Genomic DNA, 22998 nt, shown 5'->3' with positions numbered 1-22998 from the left:
CCCGGGTTCAACAGTGACTGAGACATCTCGCAAAGCAGTCGTTCCGTTGTCGTATTTTTTGACGACATCTCTCATTTCAATGATTGACATGTAAGTTCCTTTCTATCTTAGCTGATTCGCCACTTGAGGTAGGCATCGATAAAACCATCTAGGTCCCCATCCATAACCTTATCTACCTGCGCAACTTCAAAGCTAGTTCGATGATCTTTTACCATAGTATAAGGCGTGAAAACATAAGAACGGATTTGACTTCCCCATGTGATTTCCTTTTTCTCACCTTTGAGGGAATCAACTTCCGCAGCTTTCTTTTCTTGCTCCATTTGATAGAGCTTAGCCTGCAACATCTTCATGGCACGATCTCTATTTCCATACTGAGTACGATCGACTGTTGACTGGACAACAGTCCCAGTAGGAATGTGTGTCAAACGCACACCTGTTGAAACTTTATTGACGTTCTGTCCACCAGCACCACCTGAACGGAAGGTGTCCATCTTGATATCATCTTCACGTATCTCTACTTCAATGGTATCATCCAATTCTGGCATCACTTCTACTGATGTAAAAGAAGTATGGCGACGTTTGGCAGAATCAAATGGTGAGATTCGCACCAAGCGGTGAACACCCATTTCTGACTTGAGAAGACCATAGGCATTAGGTCCTTCAAATGATAAGGTTACTGACTTGATCCCAGCTTCATCTCCTGCTTGGTAATCCAATACTTCCACTGTAAAGCCTTTGGCATTTCCATAGCGAGTGTACATACGAAGCAACATATCACCCCAGTCCTGAGCCTCAGTACCACCGGATCCTGGATGGATTTCCAAAATCGCATTATTATGGTCATAAGGTTCTGACAAGAGAAGGGTCATCTCATAGCTAGTCATCATTTTATCGAGTTCTGATAACTTTGCAACCAATTCTTCATGCACCGACTCATCTTCAGCTAAAAAATCTAATAAAATTTCAACTTCATACTGCAACTCTTCCATTTTATGGAAGGTATTGTAGGTATTTTTTAATTCATTTAATTCCTGCGACGTTTTTTGGGCCGCGATATTATCGTTCCAAAAATCAGGTTCTGTCATCTTGTTTTCCAAGATGGCAATCTCTTCCTCTAAACCTTCGAGGTCAAAGAGACCCCCTGAAAGAAGCTAATTTTTCACGATTTGCGTCAATTTTCTGACGAATTTCTGAAATGTCCATAAATACTCCTTTTTTATATCGTTTTATTATACCATAATCTATCATTTCTTTCCATCTTTTGCTCTAATCCCTTATTAAACGTAAAAAGAAGCCTTTCGGCTTCCCTTCTTACAAGACTTTTGCTGAAGTACGTGTAATCTCTTCTACTTGAATATTTTCTGCTTCAAATTTTTCTTTCAAGGCTGGTAAATCAATTGATCCATCAATTTGAACTTCGATAATCACTTTACCATCCTTACGAGGAATATTTACTGTATGGGAGATATTCAAATTTTCTTCAACAATTAGAGAAACAATTTTTCCAAGAACACCAACTTCATTTTCTGTTACAAAGCGAACACGAATCCCTTCTTCTCCATAACCAGCAATTTCAAGAAAGGCTTGGAAAACGTCACGGTCTGTAATAACCCCATAGACTTGATGGTTATCTACTACAGGAAGAATACCAATCTTATTTTTCAACATCAAATAAGTTGCATCCTCAAGACTCGCATAGCCTGAAACAGTGACAACATCGCGAATCATGACATCTTTTACTTTTGTCTTATTTAGAAGATAGTTCATCTCATAGATAGAAAGACTGGTTGCTTTTGATGGACTTGCTTGGGCAATGGTTCCCTCAGTTACCAAACCAACTAATTGATCATTTTCGATAACAGGCAAGCGGTGCAATCCTTGCTCTCTCATCAAATCTGCTGCATGAGATACTGTTGTATCTGGACTAATATACACTACCTTACGGGTCATAAAATCTTTAACTGCCATGAGACTTCTCCTTTTCTATTCTTATCCCTATTATACAATCTTTTTGTAAATCTATCAAACGCTTACATTTCTTTTTCAAAATTCAGAAAAGTATGAATAAGCTAGCAAAAAGAGCTCTGAAATCGAGCTCTGTGAATGAATGTAAGAAACGTTTCATTTCATTTTTTTCAATTATTAGAAATTAACCTTTTAATGTAGATAAAGATTGCTTTACAATCTATATCTGTCAACTAAAAAGGTCCCCCGGACTATAATGATGATTACTTCGTAATCTTCATCTGCCGACTAAAACAATCCACTGGATTTGATGATTGCTTCGCAATCTTCATCCGCCGACTAAAAAGGTCCTTCGGACCTTTTTAGCCACCTAGATATGCTTTTCTGACTTCTTCTGATGAGGCGAGTTCTTTTCCTGTTCCTGATAGAACGATTTTCCCTGTTTCCAGTACATATCCTCGGTCAGAGATAGCGAGTGCTTTATTGGCATTTTGTTCAATCAAGAGGACAGTTGTTCCTTGCTTCTGGATATCTTGAATGATATCAAAAATCTCTTGAATAAAGATTGGGGCAAGTCCCATTGATGGTTCATCTAAGAGGAGAAGTTTTGGTGTTGACATAAGAGCGCGTCCCATGGCAAGCATTTGTTGTTCCCCTCCTGAAAGAGTGGCTGCATCTTGGTTCTTGCGTTCTTCAAGACGTGGGAAACGTGAGAAAACCTTCTTCAAGTTTGCTTGATTTTCTTCACGATTTTTCTTTAAGAAAGCTCCCATTTCTAGATTTTCCATAACTGTCAAGCCAGGGAAGACGTGGCGTCCTTCTGGTACTTGTGAAAGACCACCTGCCACGATTTTCTGAGCTGGCATTTTTTGGATTTCTTGACCTAAAAATTCAATCTTTCCTGAGCTTGGTCGAACCAAACCTGACAAGGTACGGAGAATGGTTGTCTTACCTGCACCATTGGCACCGATAAGGGAAACAACTTCTCCTTCATTCACTTCAAAGCTTACATCACGGACTGCTTGGATCATGCCGTAATGCACAGAAAGATTATCAACTTTTAACATAGACATTAGGCTTCACCTCCTAGATAAGCTTCGATAACACGTTTATTGGTCTTAATTTCGTCTGGAGTTCCCTGAGCAATCAAGCGACCGTATTCAAGTACGTAGATGCGTTCTGTAACTTCCATAACCAGATTCATATCGTGTTCAATCAGCATGATTGTAATCTTAAATTCATCTTTAATACGACGAATTAACTCAGTCAATTCTGCTGTTTCCTGCGGGTTCATACCTGCTGCTGGTTCATCCAAAAAGAGAATTTTAGGTTCCGTAGCAAGGGCACGAACAATTTCCAAACGACGTTGTTGTCCGTAGGCAAGGTTTTTAGCAAGAGTTTCTGCATCACCATCTAAATCAAAGATTTTCAGTAATTCCAAAGCCTTAGCTTTCAATTCTTTTTCACTCTTGTAAAAAGCTGGTAGGCGTAAGAAACTAGCAAAAACATGTTGTTTGTGATGGTTGCCAAAGGCAATCAAAACATTATCCAAAACTGTTAAATCTTTAAAGAGACGAATATTTTGGAAAGTACGTCCAAGGCCCAAAGAAGCAATCTTATAAGGTGCCTTTCCATTCAAAAGGTGACCATCAAGGGTAACAGTTCCCTCACTTGGTTCATAAACACCCGTCAAGAGGTTGAAAAGAGTGGTTTTTCCAGCTCCGTTTGGACCGATTAGTCCAACCAATTCCCCTTCGTTCAATTCAAGAGTCACATCTCCAACAGCTGTTAGACCGCCAAAATGTTTGGTTAACTGTTTTACTTCAAGTAATGCCATTAGTTTTGTTCCTCCTTCTTAGATTTTTTAAAGAAACGTGATAGGCTCAATTCCCATGTTCCAAGAAGTCCACCTGGTCTGAAAATCATTACCAATACCAAGGCCAAAGCGTAGATAATCATACGCACACTAGCAACATCTTGGAGAAGCATATTCAAAATCCCCAGAACAATAGCCGAAACAATCGCACCTGTAATGGAACCAAGGCCACCAAATACAACAATGATCAAAACGTTGATTGAGTTGATGAAAGTGTAGTCTTTCGGTACAACTGAACCGATAAATCCTGCCTGAAGTGATCCTGCAATACTTGCAGTAATGGCACCAAAGACAAAGGCGATGATTTTAATTTTAGTCGTATTAACCCCAACTGACTCAGCAGCGATTTCATCCTCACGAACGGATAGGGTTGATCGACCAATCGGGCTACGCAAGAAGTTCAATGTTGCAATGGTTGTAATCACGACAAAGAAGTAAACCATTTGCCAAGTTGTAAAGTTAGGAATTCCCAAGATACCTGCCGCACCATTTGTAAGGCTTCCGCCATTGATGATAAAGATACGGATAATTTCAGAAACACCTAGAGTCGCTACCGCAAGATAGTCGCCCTTCAAACGCAAGGTTGGAATTCCGACAAGCAAGGCAACTGCTCCTGAAAGCAAAGCCCCTACCAGCATAGCTCCAAAGAAGGCACCGTAGGTTGGTGATTTAGAACCAATAATAGCTGCTGCATAGGCACCAATCGCCATGAAACCAGCATGCCCAAGTGAAAATTGTCCTGAAAAACCAACGATTAAGTTGAGACCAACAGCCAGAATAATATTAATTCCAATTTGTTGTAAAATCTGTACATAGAATAGATTGAGTACTCCAACTGAAACCAGTACACTAATCAAGCCATAGCCAGCTAACAAAAGGAGTAACCATAGAATATTAACTTTTAAATTTTCCTTCATCGTTTACACCTTCTCTTTCACATTCTTACCAAGAATACCAGCTGGGCGGACAATCAAGATCAACAACAAGATTCCATAAACAATTGCATCACGGAAGTCTGACATCCCAAAGGCTGTCGCAAAGGTTTCCAATAGACCAATCACAAATCCACCAAGAGCCGCACCAGGAATAATTCCGATACCGCCAAGTACAGCGGCAACGAAAGATTTAAGACCTGGAGTAACCCCCATCAAAGGCTCAAGAGAGTTATAATAGAGGGCAATCAGAACACCAGCTGCACCCGCAAGAGCTGAACCCAAAGCGAAGGTAAAGCTGATAGTACGGTTTACATTGATTCCCATCAATTGCGCTGCATCGCTATCTACGGATACTGCACGCATGGCTTTCCCCATCTTAGTCTTTTGAACAATGACTTGTAACAAAATCATCAAAATCAAGGAAATGGCTAAAATCATTAACTGCACGTTTGTTAGGCTAATTGGACCCAAATCATAGCGAACTGTTTGAATCGCTTGAGGAAAGGCACGAGTATTGGCACCAACCAGATAGACCATACCATACTCTAATAGGAAAGAAACCCCAATAGCTGTAATCAAAACAGCAATACGAGTAGAGTGACGCAAAGGTCGGTAAGCAAGGAACTCAATCACGACACCAAGAATGGCTGTCGCTAGCATAGCTACAATAAGAGCTACAAAGAAATTCATTTGGAAAGAATTAATCAAGAAATAACCGATAAAGGCTCCCATCATATAAATATCACCGTGGGCGAAGTTGATGAGCTTGATAATTCCATAAACCATGGTATATCCTAGGGCTAACAGTGCATATACACTACCTAGAATCAAACCATTTACTAGTTGTTGGAGCATAAGATTCACTCTTTCTATTTATAATTTCGAGGGTTTTCCCTCAATTTTTGATAGGTTCTTAAACATCGAAACAGGGAGTGAGTCAGAGGCTCATTCCCTATTTCAGCATTTTTCTATTATGGTTTTACAACTTCTGCTGCTTCAACCTTACCATTGTTCATGGTCATCATGTAAGCAGTTTTGACTGTGTTGTGGTCTGCATCGAAGCTTGTTTGACCAGTTACACCTTCAAAGTCTTTTGTTTTAGCAAGGTTGTCTTTGATCTCACCTGAGTTTTTGGCACCTTTTGCTGCGTTTGCTACAAGGTGAACTGAGTCATAAGCCAAGGCTGCAAATGTTGAAGGCTCTTCATTGTACTTAGCACGGTAAGCCTCAAGGAAGGCTTTTGCTTTAGCAGAAACTTCTACAGTAGTTGAGAAGCCTGAGATAAAGTAGATGTTTGATGCTTTTTCAGGAGTTGCTTGTTGTACAAACTCTTCACCGTTGAATCCATCACCACCAACGATTGGTTTGTCAATTCCCATACCACGCGCTTGGTTTACAATTTTACCAGCTTCAGTGTAGTAACCAGGAACAACGATAGCATCAAAGTCTTTCCCTTTCATTTTTGTAAGGGCTGCTTGGAAGTCTGTGTCACCTGCTACGAAAGTTTCATCTGCAACGATTTCACCTTTGTAAGCTTCACGGAAGGCTTTAGCAATACCTTTAGCATAGTCGCTGGCATTGTCAGTGTAAAGAACAACTTTCTTAGCGTTTAATTTTTCAGTAACATAGTTTGAGATAATTTTTCCTTGGAAGCTATCTTGGAATGTTCCGATAAAGAGGTAATCTTGACCTTTAGTCAATCCATCTTGAGTCGCACTTGGCGAAATCAATGGAACACCTGCTTTTGTAGCGTTCGCTACAGCAGCTGCAGTTGCACCAGATGTCGCAGGTCCTACGATTGCTGATACTTTAGATTGGGTTACAAGGTTAGTTGTTACTGAAGCCGCCTCAGCTGTTTCAGACTTGTTATCTTTATCAACTACTTCGATTTGTTTTCCATCGATACCACCTGCTGCATTGATTTCATCAACAGCAAGTTGGGCACCTTTTTGTTCAGATGTACCGTAGGCTGCTACGGCACCAGTTTCCTCGAAGTTAAATCCGATTTTGATTGTCTTTTCATCTACTGAGTTACCAGCAGCGTTTGACGCTCCAGACTTCACTTCTCCACAGGCTGCAAGAAGAGCTACACTTGCAAGCGCCACAAACGATAGGGCAAATTTTTTCTTCATCTTTTTTTGTCTCCTTATTTCTTAAATAAATAGCATGTTAAGAATATACCGAATTATCAGAAAATTGTCAACACTTTTCTTGAACTTTTTCGATGATAACGTTTTCCTCTCGATAGAGATTACCCACAAAGGGTGTTTCCAGCTCTTGGATATGACAAACTCTGACTTTTTTTATAAATTTTTCCTTGCTCAAGTGTCCGACCAATTGCTCCACTTCTTGAGTTGGAACATAGAGTTGTAAGTAACGATGTTTCTTGGAATGATAGGTAATATCTCCATAATCCTGCAGTTTTTTGGCATCACGATTATAGTAAAGATAGATAATCAAGCCAGATCGATTGACTTTTTCAAACATGATAAATCCTCTTTCTAAGAAATCTCTCCCTATTATACCAAAAAAAGCAAACCCAGTCGAGTTTGCCTTCTTTCATCATTAGTTCAATGAATTGTTGGCCATGATTTCATCAATAAAGCCATATTCAAGTGTTTCTTGGGCGCTCATCCAGTTATCGCGTTCTGCATCTGCATGGACTTTTTCGATTGACTGACCTGAATTTTCAGCCAAGATTTTTTCCAAGGTGTTACGAGTTTTAAGTAAGTGTTCTGCAGCGATCGCCATATCAGTTTGTTGAGTACCACCACCTGTACCACCCATTGGTTGGTGGATCATGTATTCAGCATTTGGAAGCATGAAACGTTTACCTTTTGCTCCACTTGATGCGATGACCGTCCCCATAGATGCAGCCATTCCCATAACGATAGTTTGGACATCAGCCTTGATAAAGTTCATAGTATCAACGATTGCCAAACCAGCTGAAACGGAACCCCCAGGTGTATTGACATAAAGGTAAATATCTTTTGTACTATCTTGGGCATCCAAGAAAAGCAATTGGGCAATAACTGAGTTGGCCATGTTGTCTTCAACTGGGCCTGTCAGCATAATGATGCGGTCTTTGAGAAGACGTGAGTAAATATCGTAGGAACGTTCTCCACGACTTGTTTGTTCAATAACTACAGGAATCATTCATTTCTCCTTTTGAGTTTTATTTTTGTTGGTCAAATGACTGAAGATAAGACTATTATAATATCTTGGTCAAAAAAGGTCAAATTTTTGCTCTGTTTTCATTAGACAGAAACAAAAATTCAACCTCCTTTCACGACTGGAAATCCTTTTTCAAGTCAATCTCTTTTTAATTTTATTTTGTACCGAACAAGCGGTCTCCAGCATCTCCAAGACCTGGAACGATATAACCGTGTTCGTTCAAACGTTCATCCAAGGCTGCTGTAAAGATTTCTACATCTGGATGAGCTTCTTGAAGGGCTTTAACACCTTCTGGAGCAGATACAAGGCAGACAAATTTGATATTTGATGCGCCACGTTTTTTAAGAGAATCAACAGCCAAGATTGCTGAGCCACCTGTTGCCAACATTGGATCAACGACAAAAATTTGACGTTGGTCAATATCTTCAGGCAATTTCACCAAGTACTCAACTGGTTGAAGGGTTTCTTCATCACGGTACATACCGATGTGGCCAACTTTAGCGGCTGGAACCAAGCTCAAGAGCCCATCAACCATCCCGATACCTGCACGCAAGATTGGAACGATAGCCAATTTCTTACCTGCCAATTGTTTTTGAACTGTTTTTGTAATTGGAGTTTCGATTTCCACATCTTCTAGTGGAAGATCACGAAGTACTTCATACCCCATCAACATTGCAATCTCATCTACTAGCTCACGGAAAGCTTTTGTAGAAGTATCTGTACGACGCAAGATTGACAATTTGTGTTGAATCAGTGGATGATTAATAACTTCAATTTTTCCCATTTTTGGAATTCCTTCTTTCAATTTATTCTTCTTATTATACCAAAAAACGGTTTAAAAATCTTTCTAAACCATTTATTTTTGATAATTTTTACATTAAATCTGCCTCTTTAAGAGCTGCCTGTACTGTCTCAAGTGGTAAATGGGTCAATTCTGTCCCTTTTTCTTGATAAAGGTATTGGGCATAGTCATCCATTCGGTACTGGTTGATATAAACCACGCGCTTGCAGCCGACCTGAAGCAATTGTTTTGTACAGTTCAGACAAGGAAAATGGGTTACATAGGCTGTAAAACCTTTAGGAACCCCACGTTCTGCACCTTGGAGAATAGCATTAACCTCAGCGTGAAGGGTGCGAACACAGTGGCCTTCAATGACCAGACATTCGTGGTCAATACAATGTTCAGTCCCTGACACCGAACCATTGTAACCAGTGGAAATCACCTTATTATCCTTTACCAGAATTGCGCCCACTTTGGCACGTTTACAGGTGGAACGATTGGCAATCAGTAGGGCTTGGGCTGCAAAATACTCATCCCAGGCTAGTCTTTTTTCAGTCATATCTCTTCTCCTTTTTCTCTATTTTTTAAAAAATGGTAACCGTAAGTCTGCAATCTTTTCAGCTGGTACCTTCATGCCATCCTTGATCCATTTTAAAAGGACAGAAACGATGGCTGAACTCCAAAAGGAATGAAGATAAGAGCTGACACCTTTTGATTTTCCATGGTATTTTTCTAAAAATTCCTGCATGGCTTGGACAAAGATTTTTTCCAGATGGTAATCCAAGGCCAGTTGAATCACTCTGGCTTCCTTCCTTGCCTCCCGGAAAAGGTGAACCCAGACCAGATAAAGGTCTGTCTTTAGATCGTAATGATGAAGCTGTTCCATGATATTGTGGACAGTTCGTTTAAAGACGCTTTCTAAAATCTCCTCTTTAGAATCATAATTGCGATAAAAGGCCGCACGCGAAACGCCTGCACGCTTGACCAATTCAGAAATACTAATCCTGGTCAGGTCCTTTTTTTCCAAGAGTTGCAAGAGGGCTGTTTCAATGGCTTCTCTGGTTAATAAATTGGATTCTTGGTTTGATTTTCTGAGATTTTCAAGAGATTTTTCAGAGATTCTACGTTCAGACATAACATTTTCTTTCTACTTGTCACAACAGACGGATGAGACTTTTGTTTCAAGGGTTTTCATGATATAATTGTAAAAAAAGACAGAACCTTTGTCAATGTATAACTGACAAAGATGGAGAATTTCTATGACTTGGAAGATTATTGCTGACTCTGGTTGTGATTATCGTCAGCTGGCAAGACCAGCTATTGACACAACCTTTGTAAGTGTCCCCTTAACCATTCAAGTAGCTGATCAGGTCTTTATTGATGATGCCAGTCTTGACATTGACCAAATGATGGAAACTATGTATGCAACCGCAGAAGCTTCAAAATCAGCTTGTCCAAGCCCAGATGATTATTTGCGAGCATTTGAAGGTGCCAAAAACATTTTACTAGTAACCATTACTGGTACTCTTTCTGGCAGCCACAATAGTGCTCAACTAGCTAAGAATATTTATCTGGAAGAACATCCTGACACTAAGATTCATGTGATTGATAGTTTGTCTGCTGGCGGGGAAGTTGACTTGCTCGTAGAAAAATTAAATGACTTGATTGACCAGGGCCTATCTTTTGAAGAAGTGGTTGAAGCTATCACTGCTTATCAAGAAAAAACCAAGTTGCTCTTTGTCCTAGCCAAAGTCGATAACTTGGTGAAGAATGGCCGTTTGAGTAAACTTATCGGTACGGTCGTTGGCCTTCTCAACATCCGTATGGTTGGAGAAGCTAGTGAAACCGGAACTCTCGAATTGCTACAAAAAGCAAGAGGAGCAAAGAAATCAGTTCAGGCGGCCTATGAAGAGTTGGTGAAGGCTGGATATGCTGGTGGACGTATTATCATGGCCCAACGCAATAACGAGAAATGTTGCCAACAGCTCTCAGAGCGAATCCTTGAAACCTTCCCACAGGCGGATATTAAAATTATCCCAACCTCTGGTCTCTGCAGTTTCTATGCAGAAGATGGCGGTTTGCTGATGGGATATGAAATTGATTAATTGCATTCTAGACAAGAGGTGACCATCATCTCTTGTTTTTTTGTGGTACAATAGAGCTATGAAACATTTTGATACTATTGTCATCGGTGGGGGACCTGCTGGTATGATGGCTACGATTTCCAGTAGCTTTTATGGACAGAAAACCCTCCTCATCGAAAAAAATCGGAAACTTGGTAAAAAATTAGCTGGGACTGGTGGTGGACGTTGCAATGTGACCAACAATGGTAGCTTGGACGACCTGCTAGCTGGCATCCCTGGAAACGGGCGCTTTCTTTACAGTGTCTTCTCCCAATTTGATAACCATGATATCATTAACTTTTTTACAGAAAATGGGGTTAAACTCAAGGTTGAAGACCACGGGCGCGTCTTTCCTGCTAGTGACAAGTCTCGGACTATTATCGAAGCCTTGGAAAAGAAAATCACTGAGCTAGGTGGTCAAGTTGCTACTCAAACAGAAATTGTTTCGGTTAAAAAGGTAGACGACCAGTTTATCCTTAAATCAACTGACCAAACCTTCACTTGTAAGAAACTCATTGTCACAACTGGTGGAAAATCCTATCCTTCTACTGGTTCAACTGGTTTTGGTCACGAGATTGCCCGTCATTTCAAACATACCATTACCGAGCTTGAGGCAGCTGAGAGTCCATTATTAACAGATTTTCCACACAAGGTCTTGCAGGGTATTTCGCTGGACGATGTGACCTTAAGCTATGGTAAGCATGTCATCACTCACGATTTGCTCTTTACCCACTTTGGTTTGTCAGGCCCTGCTGCCCTGCGTATGTCTAGTTTTGTCAAGGGTGGGGAGGTTCTCTCACTAGATGTTCTACCTCAACTTTCTGAGAAGGATTTGGCTGCATTTCTAGAAGAGAATCGTGAAAAATCCTTGAAAAATGCCTTAAAAACCTTGTTACCAGAGCGTTTGGCAGAATTTTTTGTACAAGGATATCCTGACAAAGTCAAACAGTTGACTGAAAAGGAACAAGAACAACTTCTCCAGTCTATTAAGGCCCTCAAAATCCCTGTGACTGGTAAAATGTCTCTTGCCAAGTCATTTGTTACCAAGGGTGGTGTCAGTCTTAAGGAAATCAACCCTAAAACCCTTGAAAGTAAGCTGGTACCTGGCCTCCACTTTGCTGGTGAGGTACTGGATATCAATGCTCATACGGGTGGCTTTAACATCACTTCTGCCCTCTGCACTGGTTGGGTTGCGGGATCAAACCCAATCTAAATCTAAATTATTCAATGGCTAAATCAGCCCCAAAAGAAAGGAAGTCCTTTGGAACATATTATCTTGTTAAGGGGAGTAACTCCTAATGGAAAAAATGCTATCCCTAAAATGTCTTATCTAGTAGATATCTTAACAGAAGCCGGTTTTCAACAAGTTCGAACCTATATTCAAAGTGGGAATATCATTCTTGAAAGTAACTTAGCCTTAGAAAAAATACGAGAACAGGTTCATACTCTAATAAAGAAAAAGATTGGAGCCGATCTCAAAATAATCATTAAGAATAAGGATATTTTTAAAAACATTGTCCAAGAAAACCCTTTTGGAGAACACTATCTTTATGACCGTATACACGTGATTTTTTATCAAGAATCTATTCAAAGCCTCCCTTTAGACAAATTGAAAATTGATTACGGTGAAGAAGAAATTTGTATCGGTAACCACTGCCTTTACCTCTATCTCCCTAGAACTGCTAAACAAAAGAAACTCCATACCAACTATCTTGAAAAGCTTTTTAATGTAGATTTGACCATGCGAAAACTAAATGTGGTAGAAAAATTATTAAGCAAGTAGTGCTTGAATTTAGTAAAAATCGGAAGAATACTCCTCCGATTTTATTTTGTCTGAGTTTGGACATAATGAGCGATCACATCTGATGTGTACTGGGCTGTACCAGGTCCAAATTTATCAATATTTTCCTTAAACTCTGGATTATAGACGTATCCCTTGCCGATATATCCGAAGACCTCAACAGAACAATCAAATCCATAAGTACGAATGGCTTGCAAGAGCTTGGCTGCTTGCTCTTGGTTTTCAGTTGCTGTTGCAGGTAAACCAGCTTGAAGATTTTGTGCCAAGGCTCGAAAGACTTGATTGAAGGCAGCCGTAGCTTCGTCTTCGTGACCTTTTTGGCGCTCGAGCGCTTGGTCCATGACTTCTTGTCCATATTTCTCTACCGCCTCTTGGTGGTATTTTTGATGGTCTTGGTAGTTAAATCCAGCAAATTTCTCTTGAATGCTCATTTCTCTTTCTCCTTTTTGTTCTTGAATGGTTTTCTGCAAGGTTGAAATCAAGGTATCCAGATGTTCCCTTTCTCGAGTCAAATAGTCCAACTGCCTAATCAGATGGGGCAATAAATCTGTCCTATCTTCCTTTAATAGCTCTGCTATTTTTTCTAAAGAAAAGCCTAGATATTTGTAGTAAAGAATGACCTGAAGGCGTTCCAAATCCTCCTGACTGTAGGTTCGATAGCCGTTTTCCGACTTTAAAGGAACTAAGAGTCCTATCTTGTCGTAGTGGTGTAGGGTCTTGACAGAGACGCCCGAAAGCTGCGCAGCTTCTTTTATATGGTACATGATTTCCTCCTTATACTCAATGAAAATCAAAGAGCAAACTAGGAAGCTAGCCGCAGGCTGTACTTGAGTACGGTAAGGCGACGCTGACGTGGTTTGAATTTGATTTTCGAAGAGTATTACATTGATAGTATAACCCCTCCCCCTAGGTCAGAGTCAAGCATTTTTACGAAATTTTTTACTTTATCATAACATGAAAATGGTTTTCTTGACAGACCTTAGAAAACATGATAGGATAGTCAAGTCTGTCAATCAAAATAAACGCTCATTTTAAGTACTGATGAGGCTATTTGCCAAGGGCAGTAGCTTTTTCTTTTGTAACACTAATTTTAGGAGTTTAACTATGTCTGAAAAATCGCAATGGGGTTCTAAACTGGGCTTTATCCTAGCATCTGCTGGTTCAGCCATCGGACTTGGTGCCGTTTGGAAATTCCCCTACATGACTGCTGCTAATGGTGGTGGAGGCTTTTTACTGGTCTTTCTTATCTCCACTATTTTAATCGGTTTTCCCCTTTTGCTAGCTGAATTTGCCCTCGGCCGAAGTGCTGGTGTCTCTGGGATTAAAACCTTTGGAAAACTGGGCAAGAGTGGCAAGTACAACTTTATCGGTTGGATTGGTGCCTTTGCCCTCTTTATCCTCTTATCTTTCTACAGTGTTATTGGAGGATGGATTCTGGTTTATCTGGGTATTGAGTTTGGGAAATTGTTCCAGCTTGGTGGAACGGGTGATTATGCTCAGTTATTTACTTCAATCATTTCAAATCCAGTCATTGCCCTAGGAGCTCAAGCAGCCTTTATCCTGTTGAATATCTTTATTGTATCACGTGGTGTTCAAAAAGGGATTGAAAGAGCATCTAAGGTTATGATGCCCCTGCTCTTTATCATCTTTGTCGTCATCATCGGTCGTTCTCTCAGTTTGCCAAATGCCATGGAAGGGGTTCTTTACTTCCTAAAACCAGACTTCTCTAAGCTGACAAGTGCTGGTCTCCTCTATGCTCTGGGACAATCTTTCTTTGCCCTCTCACTAGGAGTTACAGCCATGCTGACCTATGCTTCTTACTTGGACAAGAAAACCAATCTGGTCCAATCAGGAATCTCCATCGTAGTCATGAATATCTCGGTATCCATCATGGCAGGTCTCGCCATTTTCCCAGCTATGTCAGCATTCAATATCCAGTCTGAAGGGGGACCGAGCTTGCTCTTTATCGTCTTGCCTCAACTCTTTGACAAGATGCCTTTTGGAACCATTTTCTACATTCTCTTCCTCTTGCTCTTCCTCTTTGCGACAGTCACTTCTTCCGTCGTTATGCTGGAAATCAATGTGGGCAATATCACCAACCAGGACAACAGTAAGCGTGCTAAATGGAGTGCTATTTTAGGAATCTTAACCTTTGTCTTTGGAATTCCTTCAGCCCTGTCTTACGGTGTTATGGTGGATGTTCACATTTTTGGGAAGACCTTCTTTGATGCTATGGATTTCTTGGTTTCTAATCTTCTTATGCCATTTGGAGCTCTCTGCCTTTCACTCTTTACTGGCTACATCTTTAAGAAGACACTTGCAATGGAAGAACTCCATCTCGATGAAACAGTGTGGAAACAAGGACTGTTCCAAGTCTGGCTATTCCTTCTTCGTTTCATCATTCCAATCATCATCATCGTGGTCTTCATTGCCCAATTTATGTAATCAAAAAGGACTTGAGTAGTGAACTCAGGCCCTTTCTTTTTTATGGATGGCTAACAATCAATTCCAAACCTTGCCCTTCCAAGGTCCAAGTTTCAACATCACTTGGTAGGATAAAGTGGCTACCTTTTTGGATTGGATAGTTTTTTCCGTCAACAGTCAGTTGACCTTGACCAGCCAAGACACTAAACAAGCTATAGTCGGCTGTCTTTTCAAAATCAACTTTTCCAGTAATGTCCCACTTGTAAACTGCAAAGAAATCATTGGATACAAGGAGAGTGGAACGTAAATTATCTGCTTTGACAGTCACAGGACGGCTATTTGCAGGCTCACCAATGTTCAATACATCAATGGATTTTTCAAGGTGAAGTTCACGCAAGTTACCCTTGTCGTCCTTGCGGTCAAAGTCATAGACGCGATAGGTGGTATCACTAGACTGTTGGGTTTCAAGAATCAAGATGCCCGCACCAATAGCGTGCATGGTGCCACTTGGAACATAGAAGAAATCTCCAGCCTTAACAGGGACTTTTGTTAATAGACCATCCCAGTCTTTCGCTTCGATTTGCTGACGGAGTTCTTCTTTTGACTTGGCATTGTGGCCGTAGATAATCTCTGAACCTTCATCCGCAGCGATGATGTACCAGCATTCTGTTTTTCCCAGTTCGCCTTCGTGCTCTAGTCCATAGGCATCGTCTGGGTGAACTTGGACGCTGAGCCAGTCGTTGGCATCGAGGATTTTGGTCAAAAGTGGAAATACAGGTTCTGGACGATTGCCAAACAATTCACGGTGTTCCGCATACAAAGTAGCTAGGTCTGTTCCTTCGTAACGACCATTTGCCACCTTTGAAACTCCATTTGGATGAGCTGAGATGGCCCAGTATTCCCCTATTTTTTCACTTGGGATGTCATAGCCAAACTCATCACGTAGCTTGGTTCCCCCCCAGATTTTTTCTTGCATAACTGATTGTAAAAATAATGGTTCTGACATCATATTCTCCTGTCTGATTTTTCTCCCCTCATTATAGCAAAAAGCTAGGTCTTATTGAACTCTTTTTCCTATTATATAAAGTAGGGAGAAGATTTTATAAAAATAGTGAATAAAACCCTTCTTATGCTATAACTTTTGTTGGCGATCAAACTCTACTATGTCCTATTTCATACGATAAAAATCAATCACTAGACCAGCAGGGCCTTTAACTAATAAGGACTCTGTTCCCCAATCAGTTACAGCTGGGCCGTTTAAAACTGTGATACCAAGCTCTTTCAACCGTTTGTAGTTCTGGTCTACATCCTCAACCTCGATATGAAGAATGATTCCTGACTGAAAGTTTTCCAAAGGAACCAAATGATTTTGGGACAACATGAGACAGTGACTGCCAATCGTGAACTGCGCAAAACCATCGTCAACATAATCAGCTTTTTTATCCAAAATACGCTCCAAGTCAGCACAGACTTGGGGAACATCTGAAATGATAATATCTAATTGATTTAAATTCATTTACTATCCTCCATAAAAAGACCGGATTGCTCCGATCTTTTCAAGTTTCGCTCTAAGAAAATCAAAGAATAAACAAGGCATCGAACCGCAGGCAGTACTGAAGTACGGCAAGGTGAAGATAACGCAGTTTACATTTGATTTTCGACGAGAGGAATTATTTAATTACGCGTGATTGCAAACCTTCTTCTTCCAAGAAGAGACGGAATGGTACGAGTTCTTCTGCTTCGTATTTTTCCTTGAAGGCTTTGATTGCTTCTTCTGAGTGAAGTTTTGGATCCAATTCAAGTACTTCTACTGGAAGTGGACGGTGTGGAGTGATGCGAGCATCGATCACAACAGTTTTACCTTCTTTGTTCAATTTAACAGCTTCTGCAACAACTGCATCGATGTCTTCGATACGGTCAACTGTAAATCCTACAGCACCTTGCGCTTCAGCGATTTTCGCATAGTCAGCATTAGGGAAGTCACAACCAAACAAGTGTTTGTTTGTGTCTTCGTATTTGTCCTTGATGAAGGCATATTTACCATTTGAGAAGACAACGTTGATAACTGGGAGGTCGTATTGAACGTTTGTGATAACGTCTGGGTAGCACATGTTGAATGCACCGTCACCCATGATGTTCCATACTTGGCGATCTGGATTGTCTTTCTTAGCAGCGATACCACCAGGAAGGGCAATACCCATTGTCGCAAAGAGTGGAGATGTACGCCACATGTTCTTAGGTGTCATGTGAAGGTGACGAGTAGATGTTTGAGTAGTGTCACCTACGTCGATTGAATAGATAGCGTCTTGATCAGCATGTTTGTTGATTGCATTGTAAACTTGATACAATTGCAATTCACCCTCAGTTTTACCTTCGATTTTGTTCATGTAATCACGCCAGTTTTGGTTATTCTTAACGTTTGCACGCCACCATGGAGTAGATTCAACTGGGTTCACTTTGTCAAGGATTGCTTTCGCTGCTTGACCTGCATCACCAAGGATTGAAGCGTCTAGGGCATGACGTTTACCAAGTTTGTAAGGGTCGATATCGACTTGGATGAATTTTTCAGTATTCTTGAATGCTTCGTAAACTTCAGCAAATGGGAAGTTTGAACCAAGGAAAAGAACTGTGTCTGCTTCAAAGACCACTTCGTTGGCTGGTTTCCAACCAACACGGTAAGCAGAACCTGTCAAACCTTCATAGTTCCATTCGAAAGCTTCAAAGTTTTTACCAGTTGTGATGATTGGTGCTTTGATTTTACGTGACAATTCAGTGATCACTTCACCAGCTTTAACACCACCGTAACCAGCATAGATAACTGGACGTTCAGCATTGTTCAAGATTTCAACAGCTTTGTCGATTTCAACTTCGTTCAAAGCAGGAGCGATGAATGAACGCTCGTATGAACCTGATCCATAGTATGAGTTTTCGTCGATTTCTTGGAAACCGAAGTTTACTGGGATTTCAACAACAGCTGGACCTTTTTTAGAAACTGCAGCACGGCAAGCTTCGTCGATTACTTTTGGTAATTGCTCAGCGTAAGCTACACGTTTGTTGTATACAGCGATACCATTGTACATTGGGTTTTGGTTCAATTCTTGGAAAGCATCCATGTTGAGTTCGTTAACTGGACGTGATCCAAGGATTGCTAGGAATGGAGTGTTATCCATAGCTGCATCGTAAACACCGTTAATCAAGTGAGTCGCACCTGGACCACCTGAACCAACAGCAACCCCGATTGAGCCGCCGAATTTAGCTTGCATAACCGCTGCAAGAGCACCTGTTTCTTCGTGGCGAACTTGCAAGAAGCGGATGTCTTTGTCTTCAGCCAAAGCATCCATCAATGAGCTGAGTGTTCCTGATGGGATACCGTAGATTGTGTCTACGCCCCATGTTTTCAATACATTAAGCATTGCTGCAGATGCAGTAATTTTCCCTTGAGTCATAATGATAACTCTCCTTCAAATATTTTTAAATCTACTAAAAAAGGTTTCATATATTTTTTGAAAACGTTTCAGCAAATTTTTACACTACTAATTTATCACATTTATTTTGACTTTACTAAGAATCTGCTCAGAAGTTTTTATTCTCTATTACAGTACAGTTTGAAAACGTTTTTAGTTTCTGTTTTATAATAAAAAAGCGAGCAAGCCCGCTTTTAATCTATTTTACTAAAGTTTAAGAGAAGGGAACTGGTCAGCACAGATACAGAACTAAAGGCCATGGCTAACCCTGCTAGTTCTGGGTTGAGTGCCAGTCCAATACCTGAAAAGACTCCTGCTGCAATCGGAATTCCGGCGACATTGTAGATAAAGGCCCAGAAAAGATTGAGCAGAATTCGATTAAAGGTTTTCTTACTCATGTCAAAGGCACGAACCACTCCTAAAAGATTATTGGTTGTCAACACCAAATCTGCTGACTCGATGGCAATATCTGTTCCAGCTCCCATAGCAATCCCCACATCTGCTACACTGAGGGCAGGAGCGTCATTGATACCGTCACCAACAAAGGCTACTTTTCCAATCGCTTGTAGTTTATGGATTTCATGGGCTTTTTCTTCTGGTAAAACACCTGCAATGACCTCTTCGATTCCGATCTGATCGGCAATAGCACGCGCCACACCTGCATTGTCTCCTGTCAGCATGACTGTTTTAAGACCTCGTTTTTTCAACTGACCGATGGCAAGCTTAGCATTTTCCTTAGGAATATCTTGCAGAGCAAGCAAGCCTTTGATTTCATTGTCCACAGCCAAGAAAACAACTGTCTTAGCTTCTTTTTCCAGTTCTTCTAGTTTTTCTTGATAAGTGCTAGAAATGTTCATGCCATCCAGCATTTTAGCATTTCCAAGCAGAACTTGTTTTCCATTGATTTGCCCTGAGACACCTTTTCCGTGCAAGGCTTGGAAATTTTCAACAGTTTGAAGCTCAAGTCCAGCTTCACTCGCTCGTTTCACAACGGCTTCAGCCAGTGGGTGTTGAGAAGCTTCTTCCAAGGAAGCTGCCAATCCAAGCACTTCTACTTCGTCGCCGATGATATCTGTGACCACAGGTTTCCCTTCTGTCAAAGTCCCGGTCTTATCAAAGACGATAGTTTGAACTTTCTGGATTTCCTGTAGAACCGTTCCATTTTTAAGGAGAACTCCCATCTTAGCACTGCGACCTGTCCCCACCATGAGGGCTGTCGGTGTTGCAAGTCCCAATGCACAAGGGCAGGCAATAATCAGAACTTCTACTCCATAGAGAAGCGAAGACACAAAGCTCGCTCCAAGCACAACTACACTATCCCTGAGCAAGACGAACCAAACCCAAAAGGTCACAATCCCTAAAATGACAACTGCTGGGACAAAAATGCCTGAAATTTTATCCGTCAAGTCCTGAATCGGCGCACGACTTGTCTGAGCTTTCTTCACAAAATCCACAATCTGAGCCAAAACAGTCTCTGAACCAACTTTTTCTGCTCTAAAAACAAGTGTTCCACTATTATTGATGGTTGAACCAATGACGGTATCTCCAACTGTCTTGTCCACAGGCAGACTCTCACCTGTCACCATAGACTCATCAATACTAGAGATACCTTCTACTACGACACCATCAACCGCAATCTTTTCACCGGGACGCACTCGAATCAGGTCACCTACCTTGACTTGCTCCAAAGGGACTTGAACATAGTTATCCTCACGCAAGACTTCTGCAGTTTTAGCCTGCAAGTCAAGTAATTTCTCCACAGCTTGGGAAGTATTTTTCCGCATTTTCTCCTCAAAAACGGCTCCCATAAGAACGAAGAAGAAGATAAATGCAGCACTTTCAAAGTAAACGGGGAGGCCAGCGAAGAGGGCAACTAAGCTATAGAAATAGGCCACTAGGGTTCCCAGAGCAACCAAGGTATCCATGTTGGCATTGTGCTTTTTAAAACTAGCCCAAGCACTTTGGATATAAGGACCACCTGCTACTAGCATAATCGGTGTTGTGGCTAAAAAGGTTCCCCAACGCATGACTTGGTGACTAATTCCTCCTGTCGACATACCAATCATGAGAATCACAAGAGGCACAGTAAAGATACTAGTAATCCAAAAACGCTGTAAAAGTGATAGAGATTTTCGAGTCTTCTCAACAACTGTATAACTTCCCTTTTGCATCTTCATACCACAAGAAAATTCATGTTGACCTAATTCTTGAGGTGTAAAACGAATGACTTTCTCCTCATCTACGCCGATTGGTTCTAAGATGCCTTCTTCTTCAAAAATAATTTCCTTATAACAGTTTGAAGGAGTAGTACGATGAAAGGTAATCTCAGCTGGAATCCCTTTTTGAAGCTGTATATGAGCTGGATGGTAGCCTTTGTCTGCCGTGATACGGATTTTTTGAACACCATTTTCAAGACTTGCTTTTACAATTTCAGTCATATCATTCTCCTATTCTACAATCATCTTACCGTGCATCATATTCATGCCACAAGAGAAACCATACTCTCCAGCTTGCTCAGGCGTGATTTCCACTATATACTCTTCCCCCATAGGCAGGTCCGCATGCACACCAAAGTCTGGAAAAACAATTTGGTCCAGACAGGGTGAAGGGTCCTTACGGTCAAAGACAATGCGGGCTGGCACAGATTTCTTGAGGATAATCAACTCAGGCGTATAGCCTCCCATGACTTCCACTCGAATCTCTTGGTAGCCATTTTTTTGCTGGGCCTTGTGTCCAGATTTTTCAGGCTTTTTGAAAAACCAAAACAAGATAAAGGCGATAAGGGCAATACAAACAATGGTTACAATAGTATTTAACATGACGTCTCCTTTACATACAATTACATTTTACTTTTGTTACAGCGCTTGATTTCTTCTCAGAAATCACAGCTTCCAAGTCTTCCAAGTCAGCCTGAGTAAAATCACATTCGGCAATCAAGTCAGCCAACAAGTTCTTAATCCTACGAGAACAAACCTTGTCCTTGATATCTTGGACAAGTAAATCCTGACTTTGGTCCAAAGTTAAAAGGGCTGAATAGACAAAGAACTTGCCTTCCTTTTTCCGAGTCAAACACTCTTTCTCAACCAAACGAGCCAAAAGAGTTTGAATGGTTGACTTGGACCAGTCGAACCGCTCCGCCAGAACCCTGATCAAATCCGTACTAGTCTGTTCCCCTTGCATCCAAATAATCTTCATGACCTGCCATTCTGCATCTGAAATCTGCATTAGCACACCTCCAAAATCTACATTTGTCGATTACAGTTATTAGTATACTACTGTAATCGACATTTGTCAACTATAAAATTAATCTTTTCTTTGAAAAATTGAATTTTAACCATATAATACAGGATTTGTAGTCAAATCTTACTATATAAACTATAAAAATATGCTATACTAAAGAAAAAAGAAAACAACCACTAGGGGTGCGTAAAGCTGAGATTAACAACTGTTAGATCCCTTTGACTCAATCTAGGTAATGCTAGCTGATGGAAGTGGAAATGATAATGGGGACTAGCAGTCTTCTATTACCTTTCTAAAACAGACCAGCTTGTTCTTAAGAATACAAACTTCAGTTGGTTGGGAGGTTTTAGATGACTTATTTACCCGTTGCTTTGACCATTGCAGGGACTGACCCTAGTGGTGGTGCTGGCATTATGGCTGATTTAAAGTCGTTCCAAGCTAGAGATGTCTATGGAATGGCCGTTGTGACCAGTCTTGTCGCTCAAAATACCAGAGGCGTTCAATTGATCGAGCACGTTTCTCCTCAAATGTTGAAAGCCCAATTGGACAGCGTCTTTTCGGATATCAAGCCTCAGGCTGTAAAAACTGGGATGTTGGCAACTACTGAAATAATGGAAATCATCCAGCCCTATCTTAAGAAGCTGGATTGTCCCTACGTTCTTGACCCTGTTATGGTCGCTACGAGCGGAGACACCCTGATTGATAGCAGTGCCAGAACCTACCTAAAAACAAATCTGCTTCCCCTTGCAACCATCATCACACCCAATCTTCCTGAGGCAGAAGAGATTGTTGGTTTCTCGATCCATGATCCCGAAGACATGCAACGTGCCGGTCGCCTGATTTTAAGAGAATTTGGTCCTCAGTCTGTAGTCATCAAAGGTGGTCATCTGGAAGGTGGTGCCAAAGACTTCCTTTTTACCAAGGAGGACCAATTTGTCTGGGAAAGTCCACGAATTCAAACCTGTCATACACATGGTACTGGATGTACCTTTGCTGCAGTGATTACTGCTGAACTAGCCAAGGGGAAAACCCTCTATCAAGCAGTCGATAAAGCCAAGGCCTTTATCACGAAAGCCATCCAAGATGCCCCTCAACTCGGTCATGGTTCTGGCCCAGTCAACCATACAAGCTTTAAAGATTAAAAAAACTCTCTAGTTCCCACTTTAAGGGAATTAGAGAGTTTTTATACTCTTCGAAAATCTCTTCAAACTACGT

Annotated in this window: 24 protein-coding genes, 1 pseudogene and 1 riboswitch; of the genes and pseudogenes, 5 read left to right on the top strand and 20 right to left on the bottom strand. The window is 41.0% G+C overall.

The annotated features are described in order from the left end of the window. The 13 genes and pseudogenes from HMPREF2613_RS11260 to HMPREF2613_RS02125 form a co-directional block, all read right to left on the bottom strand. Positions 1-90: pseudogene (locus HMPREF2613_RS11260) on the bottom strand (cell division ATP-binding protein FtsE); the annotation flags it as partial. Positions 91-107: 17 nt separating this feature from the next. After that, positions 108-1203, bottom strand: a protein-coding gene (prfB, locus tag HMPREF2613_RS02185) for a peptide chain release factor 2 (protein ID WP_148129931.1) whose coding sequence is annotated in 2 segments (ribosomal slippage) — positions 108-1130 and positions 1132-1203 — 1095 coding nt in all. Because the reading frame shifts where the segments join, the coding sequence is not laid out codon by codon here. Between the two features lie 108 nt (positions 1204-1311). Beyond that, entirely contained in the window at positions 1312-1968 is a 657-nt protein-coding gene (locus HMPREF2613_RS02175) for a CBS domain-containing protein (protein WP_000268669.1), read from the bottom strand. A 359-nt stretch (positions 1969-2327) separates the two neighbouring features. Beyond that, entirely contained in the window at positions 2328-3038 is a 711-nt protein-coding gene (locus HMPREF2613_RS02170) for an ABC transporter ATP-binding protein (protein WP_000062200.1), read from the bottom strand. Further along, positions 3038-3802 carry an ABC transporter ATP-binding protein gene (locus tag HMPREF2613_RS02165; protein WP_001185995.1) on the bottom strand — a complete coding sequence of 255 codons (765 nt, stop codon included), beginning with the start codon at positions 3800-3802 and terminating at the stop codon, positions 3038-3040. The genes HMPREF2613_RS02170 and HMPREF2613_RS02165 overlap by 1 nt, the downstream gene beginning before the upstream one ends. Next, on the bottom strand, positions 3802-4758 hold the full coding sequence (locus HMPREF2613_RS02160) for a branched-chain amino acid ABC transporter permease (RefSeq protein WP_000662290.1): 957 nt from the start codon (positions 4756-4758) through the stop codon (positions 3802-3804). The genes HMPREF2613_RS02165 and HMPREF2613_RS02160 overlap by 1 nt, the downstream gene beginning before the upstream one ends. A 3-nt stretch (positions 4759-4761) precedes the next feature. Beyond that, positions 4762-5631: a branched-chain amino acid ABC transporter permease gene (locus HMPREF2613_RS02155; RefSeq protein WP_000941421.1), complete on the bottom strand. Its 870-nt coding sequence runs from the start codon at positions 5629-5631 to the stop codon at positions 4762-4764. Positions 5632-5747: 116 nt separating this feature from the next. Continuing rightward, positions 5748-6908 carry an ABC transporter substrate-binding protein gene (locus HMPREF2613_RS02150; protein WP_070478656.1) on the bottom strand — a complete coding sequence of 387 codons (1161 nt, stop codon included), beginning with the start codon at positions 6906-6908 and terminating at the stop codon, positions 5748-5750. 67 nt (positions 6909-6975) lie between these two features. Then, complete coding sequence (locus tag HMPREF2613_RS02145; RefSeq protein ID WP_049492230.1) at positions 6976-7263, bottom strand: YlbG family protein; 288 nt, start codon at positions 7261-7263, stop codon at positions 6976-6978. 78 nt (positions 7264-7341) lie between these two features. Next, positions 7342-7932: an ATP-dependent Clp protease proteolytic subunit ClpP gene (gene clpP, locus HMPREF2613_RS02140; protein WP_000613475.1), complete on the bottom strand. Its 591-nt coding sequence runs from the start codon at positions 7930-7932 to the stop codon at positions 7342-7344. Between the two features lie 172 nt (positions 7933-8104). Further along, positions 8105-8734 (bottom strand): uracil phosphoribosyltransferase, encoded by a 630-nt coding sequence (gene upp / locus HMPREF2613_RS02135; protein WP_000515974.1) that lies wholly within the window; start codon positions 8732-8734, stop codon positions 8105-8107. Positions 8735-8822: 88 nt separating this feature from the next. Further along, positions 8823-9290 carry a deoxycytidylate deaminase gene (locus HMPREF2613_RS02130; RefSeq protein WP_000136973.1) on the bottom strand — a complete coding sequence of 156 codons (468 nt, stop codon included), beginning with the start codon at positions 9288-9290 and terminating at the stop codon, positions 8823-8825. A gap of 18 nt (positions 9291-9308) precedes the next feature. Continuing rightward, entirely contained in the window at positions 9309-9866 is a 558-nt protein-coding gene (locus HMPREF2613_RS02125) for a TetR/AcrR family transcriptional regulator (RefSeq protein WP_070478653.1), read from the bottom strand. A 124-nt stretch (positions 9867-9990) separates the two neighbouring features. Here HMPREF2613_RS02125 and HMPREF2613_RS02120 point away from each other — a divergent pair, with 124 nt between their 5' ends. The 3 genes from HMPREF2613_RS02120 to HMPREF2613_RS02110 are packed head-to-tail and all read left to right on the top strand — an operon-like array spanning position 9991 to position 12637. After that, on the top strand, positions 9991-10836 hold the full coding sequence (locus HMPREF2613_RS02120) for a DegV family protein (protein WP_070478652.1): 846 nt from the start codon (positions 9991-9993) through the stop codon (positions 10834-10836). A gap of 58 nt (positions 10837-10894) precedes the next feature. Then, positions 10895-12067: an aminoacetone oxidase gene (locus tag HMPREF2613_RS02115; RefSeq protein ID WP_070479374.1), complete on the top strand. Its 1173-nt coding sequence runs from the start codon at positions 10895-10897 to the stop codon at positions 12065-12067. Between the two features lie 48 nt (positions 12068-12115). Then, positions 12116-12637, top strand: coding sequence for a DUF1697 domain-containing protein (locus tag HMPREF2613_RS02110; protein ID WP_070478650.1), 522 nt, complete (start codon positions 12116-12118; stop codon positions 12635-12637). A gap of 41 nt (positions 12638-12678) precedes the next feature. Here the strand turns inward: HMPREF2613_RS02110 and HMPREF2613_RS02105 are convergent, their stop codons facing one another. Further along, complete coding sequence (locus HMPREF2613_RS02105; RefSeq protein ID WP_070478649.1) at positions 12679-13419, bottom strand: MerR family transcriptional regulator; 741 nt, start codon at positions 13417-13419, stop codon at positions 12679-12681. A 340-nt stretch (positions 13420-13759) separates the two neighbouring features. Between HMPREF2613_RS02105 and HMPREF2613_RS02100 the strand changes: the two genes are divergently transcribed. Continuing rightward, a complete protein-coding gene (locus HMPREF2613_RS02100) occupies positions 13760-15100 on the top strand; it encodes a sodium-dependent transporter (protein WP_070478647.1) in 1341 nt (446 codons plus the stop codon). Between the two features lie 40 nt (positions 15101-15140). Here the strand turns inward: HMPREF2613_RS02100 and manA are convergent, their stop codons facing one another. The 6 genes from manA to HMPREF2613_RS02070 all read right to left on the bottom strand — a co-directional run bounded on the left by manA (position 15141) and on the right by HMPREF2613_RS02070 (position 21768). Then, the gene (gene manA / locus HMPREF2613_RS02095) at positions 15141-16085 is read right to left on the bottom strand and encodes a mannose-6-phosphate isomerase, class I (RefSeq protein WP_070478646.1); all 945 of its coding nucleotides are present in this window, start codon (positions 16083-16085) and stop codon (positions 15141-15143) included. Between the two features lie 162 nt (positions 16086-16247). Beyond that, positions 16248-16595 (bottom strand): VOC family protein, encoded by a 348-nt coding sequence (locus tag HMPREF2613_RS02090; protein ID WP_070478644.1) that lies wholly within the window; start codon positions 16593-16595, stop codon positions 16248-16250. 154 nt (positions 16596-16749) lie between these two features. Continuing rightward, positions 16750-18525 carry a pyruvate oxidase gene (gene spxB, locus HMPREF2613_RS02085; RefSeq protein ID WP_070478642.1) on the bottom strand — a complete coding sequence of 592 codons (1776 nt, stop codon included), beginning with the start codon at positions 18523-18525 and terminating at the stop codon, positions 16750-16752. A gap of 212 nt (positions 18526-18737) precedes the next feature. Next, complete coding sequence (locus HMPREF2613_RS02080) at positions 18738-20981, bottom strand: heavy metal translocating P-type ATPase (protein ID WP_070478640.1); 2244 nt, start codon at positions 20979-20981, stop codon at positions 18738-18740. 9 nt (positions 20982-20990) lie between these two features. Then, positions 20991-21362, bottom strand: a complete 372-nt coding sequence (locus tag HMPREF2613_RS02075) for a cupredoxin domain-containing protein (protein ID WP_070478639.1) — start codon at positions 21360-21362, stop codon at positions 20991-20993. A 10-nt stretch (positions 21363-21372) separates the two neighbouring features. Then, on the bottom strand, positions 21373-21768 hold the full coding sequence (locus HMPREF2613_RS02070; protein ID WP_070478636.1) for a CopY/TcrY family copper transport repressor: 396 nt from the start codon (positions 21766-21768) through the stop codon (positions 21373-21375). 183 nt (positions 21769-21951) lie between these two features. Further along, positions 21952-22050, top strand: a riboswitch (TPP riboswitch). 83 nt (positions 22051-22133) lie between these two features. Between HMPREF2613_RS02070 and thiD the strand changes: the two genes are divergently transcribed. After that, on the top strand, positions 22134-22925 hold the full coding sequence (gene thiD / locus HMPREF2613_RS02065; RefSeq protein WP_070478634.1) for a bifunctional hydroxymethylpyrimidine kinase/phosphomethylpyrimidine kinase: 792 nt from the start codon (positions 22134-22136) through the stop codon (positions 22923-22925). The last annotated feature ends 73 nt before the right edge of the window (positions 22926-22998 follow it).

The sequence above is a fragment of the Streptococcus sp. HMSC070B10 genome, from assembly GCF_001808665.1.
In the GTDB taxonomy this organism is placed as follows: Bacteria; Bacillota; Bacilli; order Lactobacillales; family Streptococcaceae; genus Streptococcus.
Note: the sequence above shows the minus strand (reverse complement) of the source record. Positions and strands in the feature narration are given on the sequence as shown.

What these genes read in the sequence shown, in the direction of transcription:
- HMPREF2613_RS02165 (WP_001185995.1), bottom strand. Translation starts at nt 3,802, where the DNA reads ATGGCATTACTTGAAGTAAAACAGTTAACCAAACATTTTGGCGGTCTA.
- HMPREF2613_RS02170 (WP_000062200.1), bottom strand. Translation starts at nt 3,038, where the DNA reads ATGTCTATGTTAAAAGTTGATAATCTTTCTGTGCATTACGGCATGATC.
- HMPREF2613_RS02100 (WP_070478647.1), top strand. Translation starts at nt 13,760, where the DNA reads ATGTCTGAAAAATCGCAATGGGGTTCTAAACTGGGCTTTATCCTAGCA.
- HMPREF2613_RS02120 (WP_070478652.1), top strand. Translation starts at nt 9,991, where the DNA reads ATGACTTGGAAGATTATTGCTGACTCTGGTTGTGATTATCGTCAGCTG.
- HMPREF2613_RS02115 (WP_070479374.1), top strand. Translation starts at nt 10,895, where the DNA reads ATGAAACATTTTGATACTATTGTCATCGGTGGGGGACCTGCTGGTATG.
- HMPREF2613_RS02075 (WP_070478639.1), bottom strand. Translation starts at nt 21,362, where the DNA reads ATGTTAAATACTATTGTAACCATTGTTTGTATTGCCCTTATCGCCTTT.
- spxB (WP_070478642.1), bottom strand. Translation starts at nt 18,525, where the DNA reads ATGACTCAAGGGAAAATTACTGCATCTGCAGCAATGCTTAATGTATTG.
- HMPREF2613_RS02145 (WP_049492230.1), bottom strand. Translation starts at nt 7,263, where the DNA reads ATGTTTGAAAAAGTCAATCGATCTGGCTTGATTATCTATCTTTACTAT.
- HMPREF2613_RS02090 (WP_070478644.1), bottom strand. Translation starts at nt 16,595, where the DNA reads ATGAATTTAAATCAATTAGATATTATCATTTCAGATGTTCCCCAAGTC.
- HMPREF2613_RS02125 (WP_070478653.1), bottom strand. Translation starts at nt 9,866, where the DNA reads ATGTCTGAACGTAGAATCTCTGAAAAATCTCTTGAAAATCTCAGAAAA.
- HMPREF2613_RS02160 (WP_000662290.1), bottom strand. Translation starts at nt 4,758, where the DNA reads ATGAAGGAAAATTTAAAAGTTAATATTCTATGGTTACTCCTTTTGTTA.
- HMPREF2613_RS02080 (WP_070478640.1), bottom strand. Translation starts at nt 20,981, where the DNA reads ATGACTGAAATTGTAAAAGCAAGTCTTGAAAATGGTGTTCAAAAAATC.
- HMPREF2613_RS02105 (WP_070478649.1), bottom strand. Translation starts at nt 13,419, where the DNA reads ATGTACCATATAAAAGAAGCTGCGCAGCTTTCGGGCGTCTCTGTCAAG.
- HMPREF2613_RS02175 (WP_000268669.1), bottom strand. Translation starts at nt 1,968, where the DNA reads ATGGCAGTTAAAGATTTTATGACCCGTAAGGTAGTGTATATTAGTCCA.
- HMPREF2613_RS02130 (WP_000136973.1), bottom strand. Translation starts at nt 9,290, where the DNA reads ATGACTGAAAAAAGACTAGCCTGGGATGAGTATTTTGCAGCCCAAGCC.
- HMPREF2613_RS02070 (WP_070478636.1), bottom strand. Translation starts at nt 21,768, where the DNA reads ATGCAGATTTCAGATGCAGAATGGCAGGTCATGAAGATTATTTGGATG.
- HMPREF2613_RS02155 (WP_000941421.1), bottom strand. Translation starts at nt 5,631, where the DNA reads ATGCTCCAACAACTAGTAAATGGTTTGATTCTAGGTAGTGTATATGCA.
- manA (WP_070478646.1), bottom strand. Translation starts at nt 16,085, where the DNA reads ATGTCAGAACCATTATTTTTACAATCAGTTATGCAAGAAAAAATCTGG.
- clpP (WP_000613475.1), bottom strand. Translation starts at nt 7,932, where the DNA reads ATGATTCCTGTAGTTATTGAACAAACAAGTCGTGGAGAACGTTCCTAC.
- HMPREF2613_RS02150 (WP_070478656.1), bottom strand. Translation starts at nt 6,908, where the DNA reads ATGAAGAAAAAATTTGCCCTATCGTTTGTGGCGCTTGCAAGTGTAGCT.
- thiD (WP_070478634.1), top strand. Translation starts at nt 22,134, where the DNA reads ATGACTTATTTACCCGTTGCTTTGACCATTGCAGGGACTGACCCTAGT.
- upp (WP_000515974.1), bottom strand. Translation starts at nt 8,734, where the DNA reads ATGGGAAAAATTGAAGTTATTAATCATCCACTGATTCAACACAAATTG.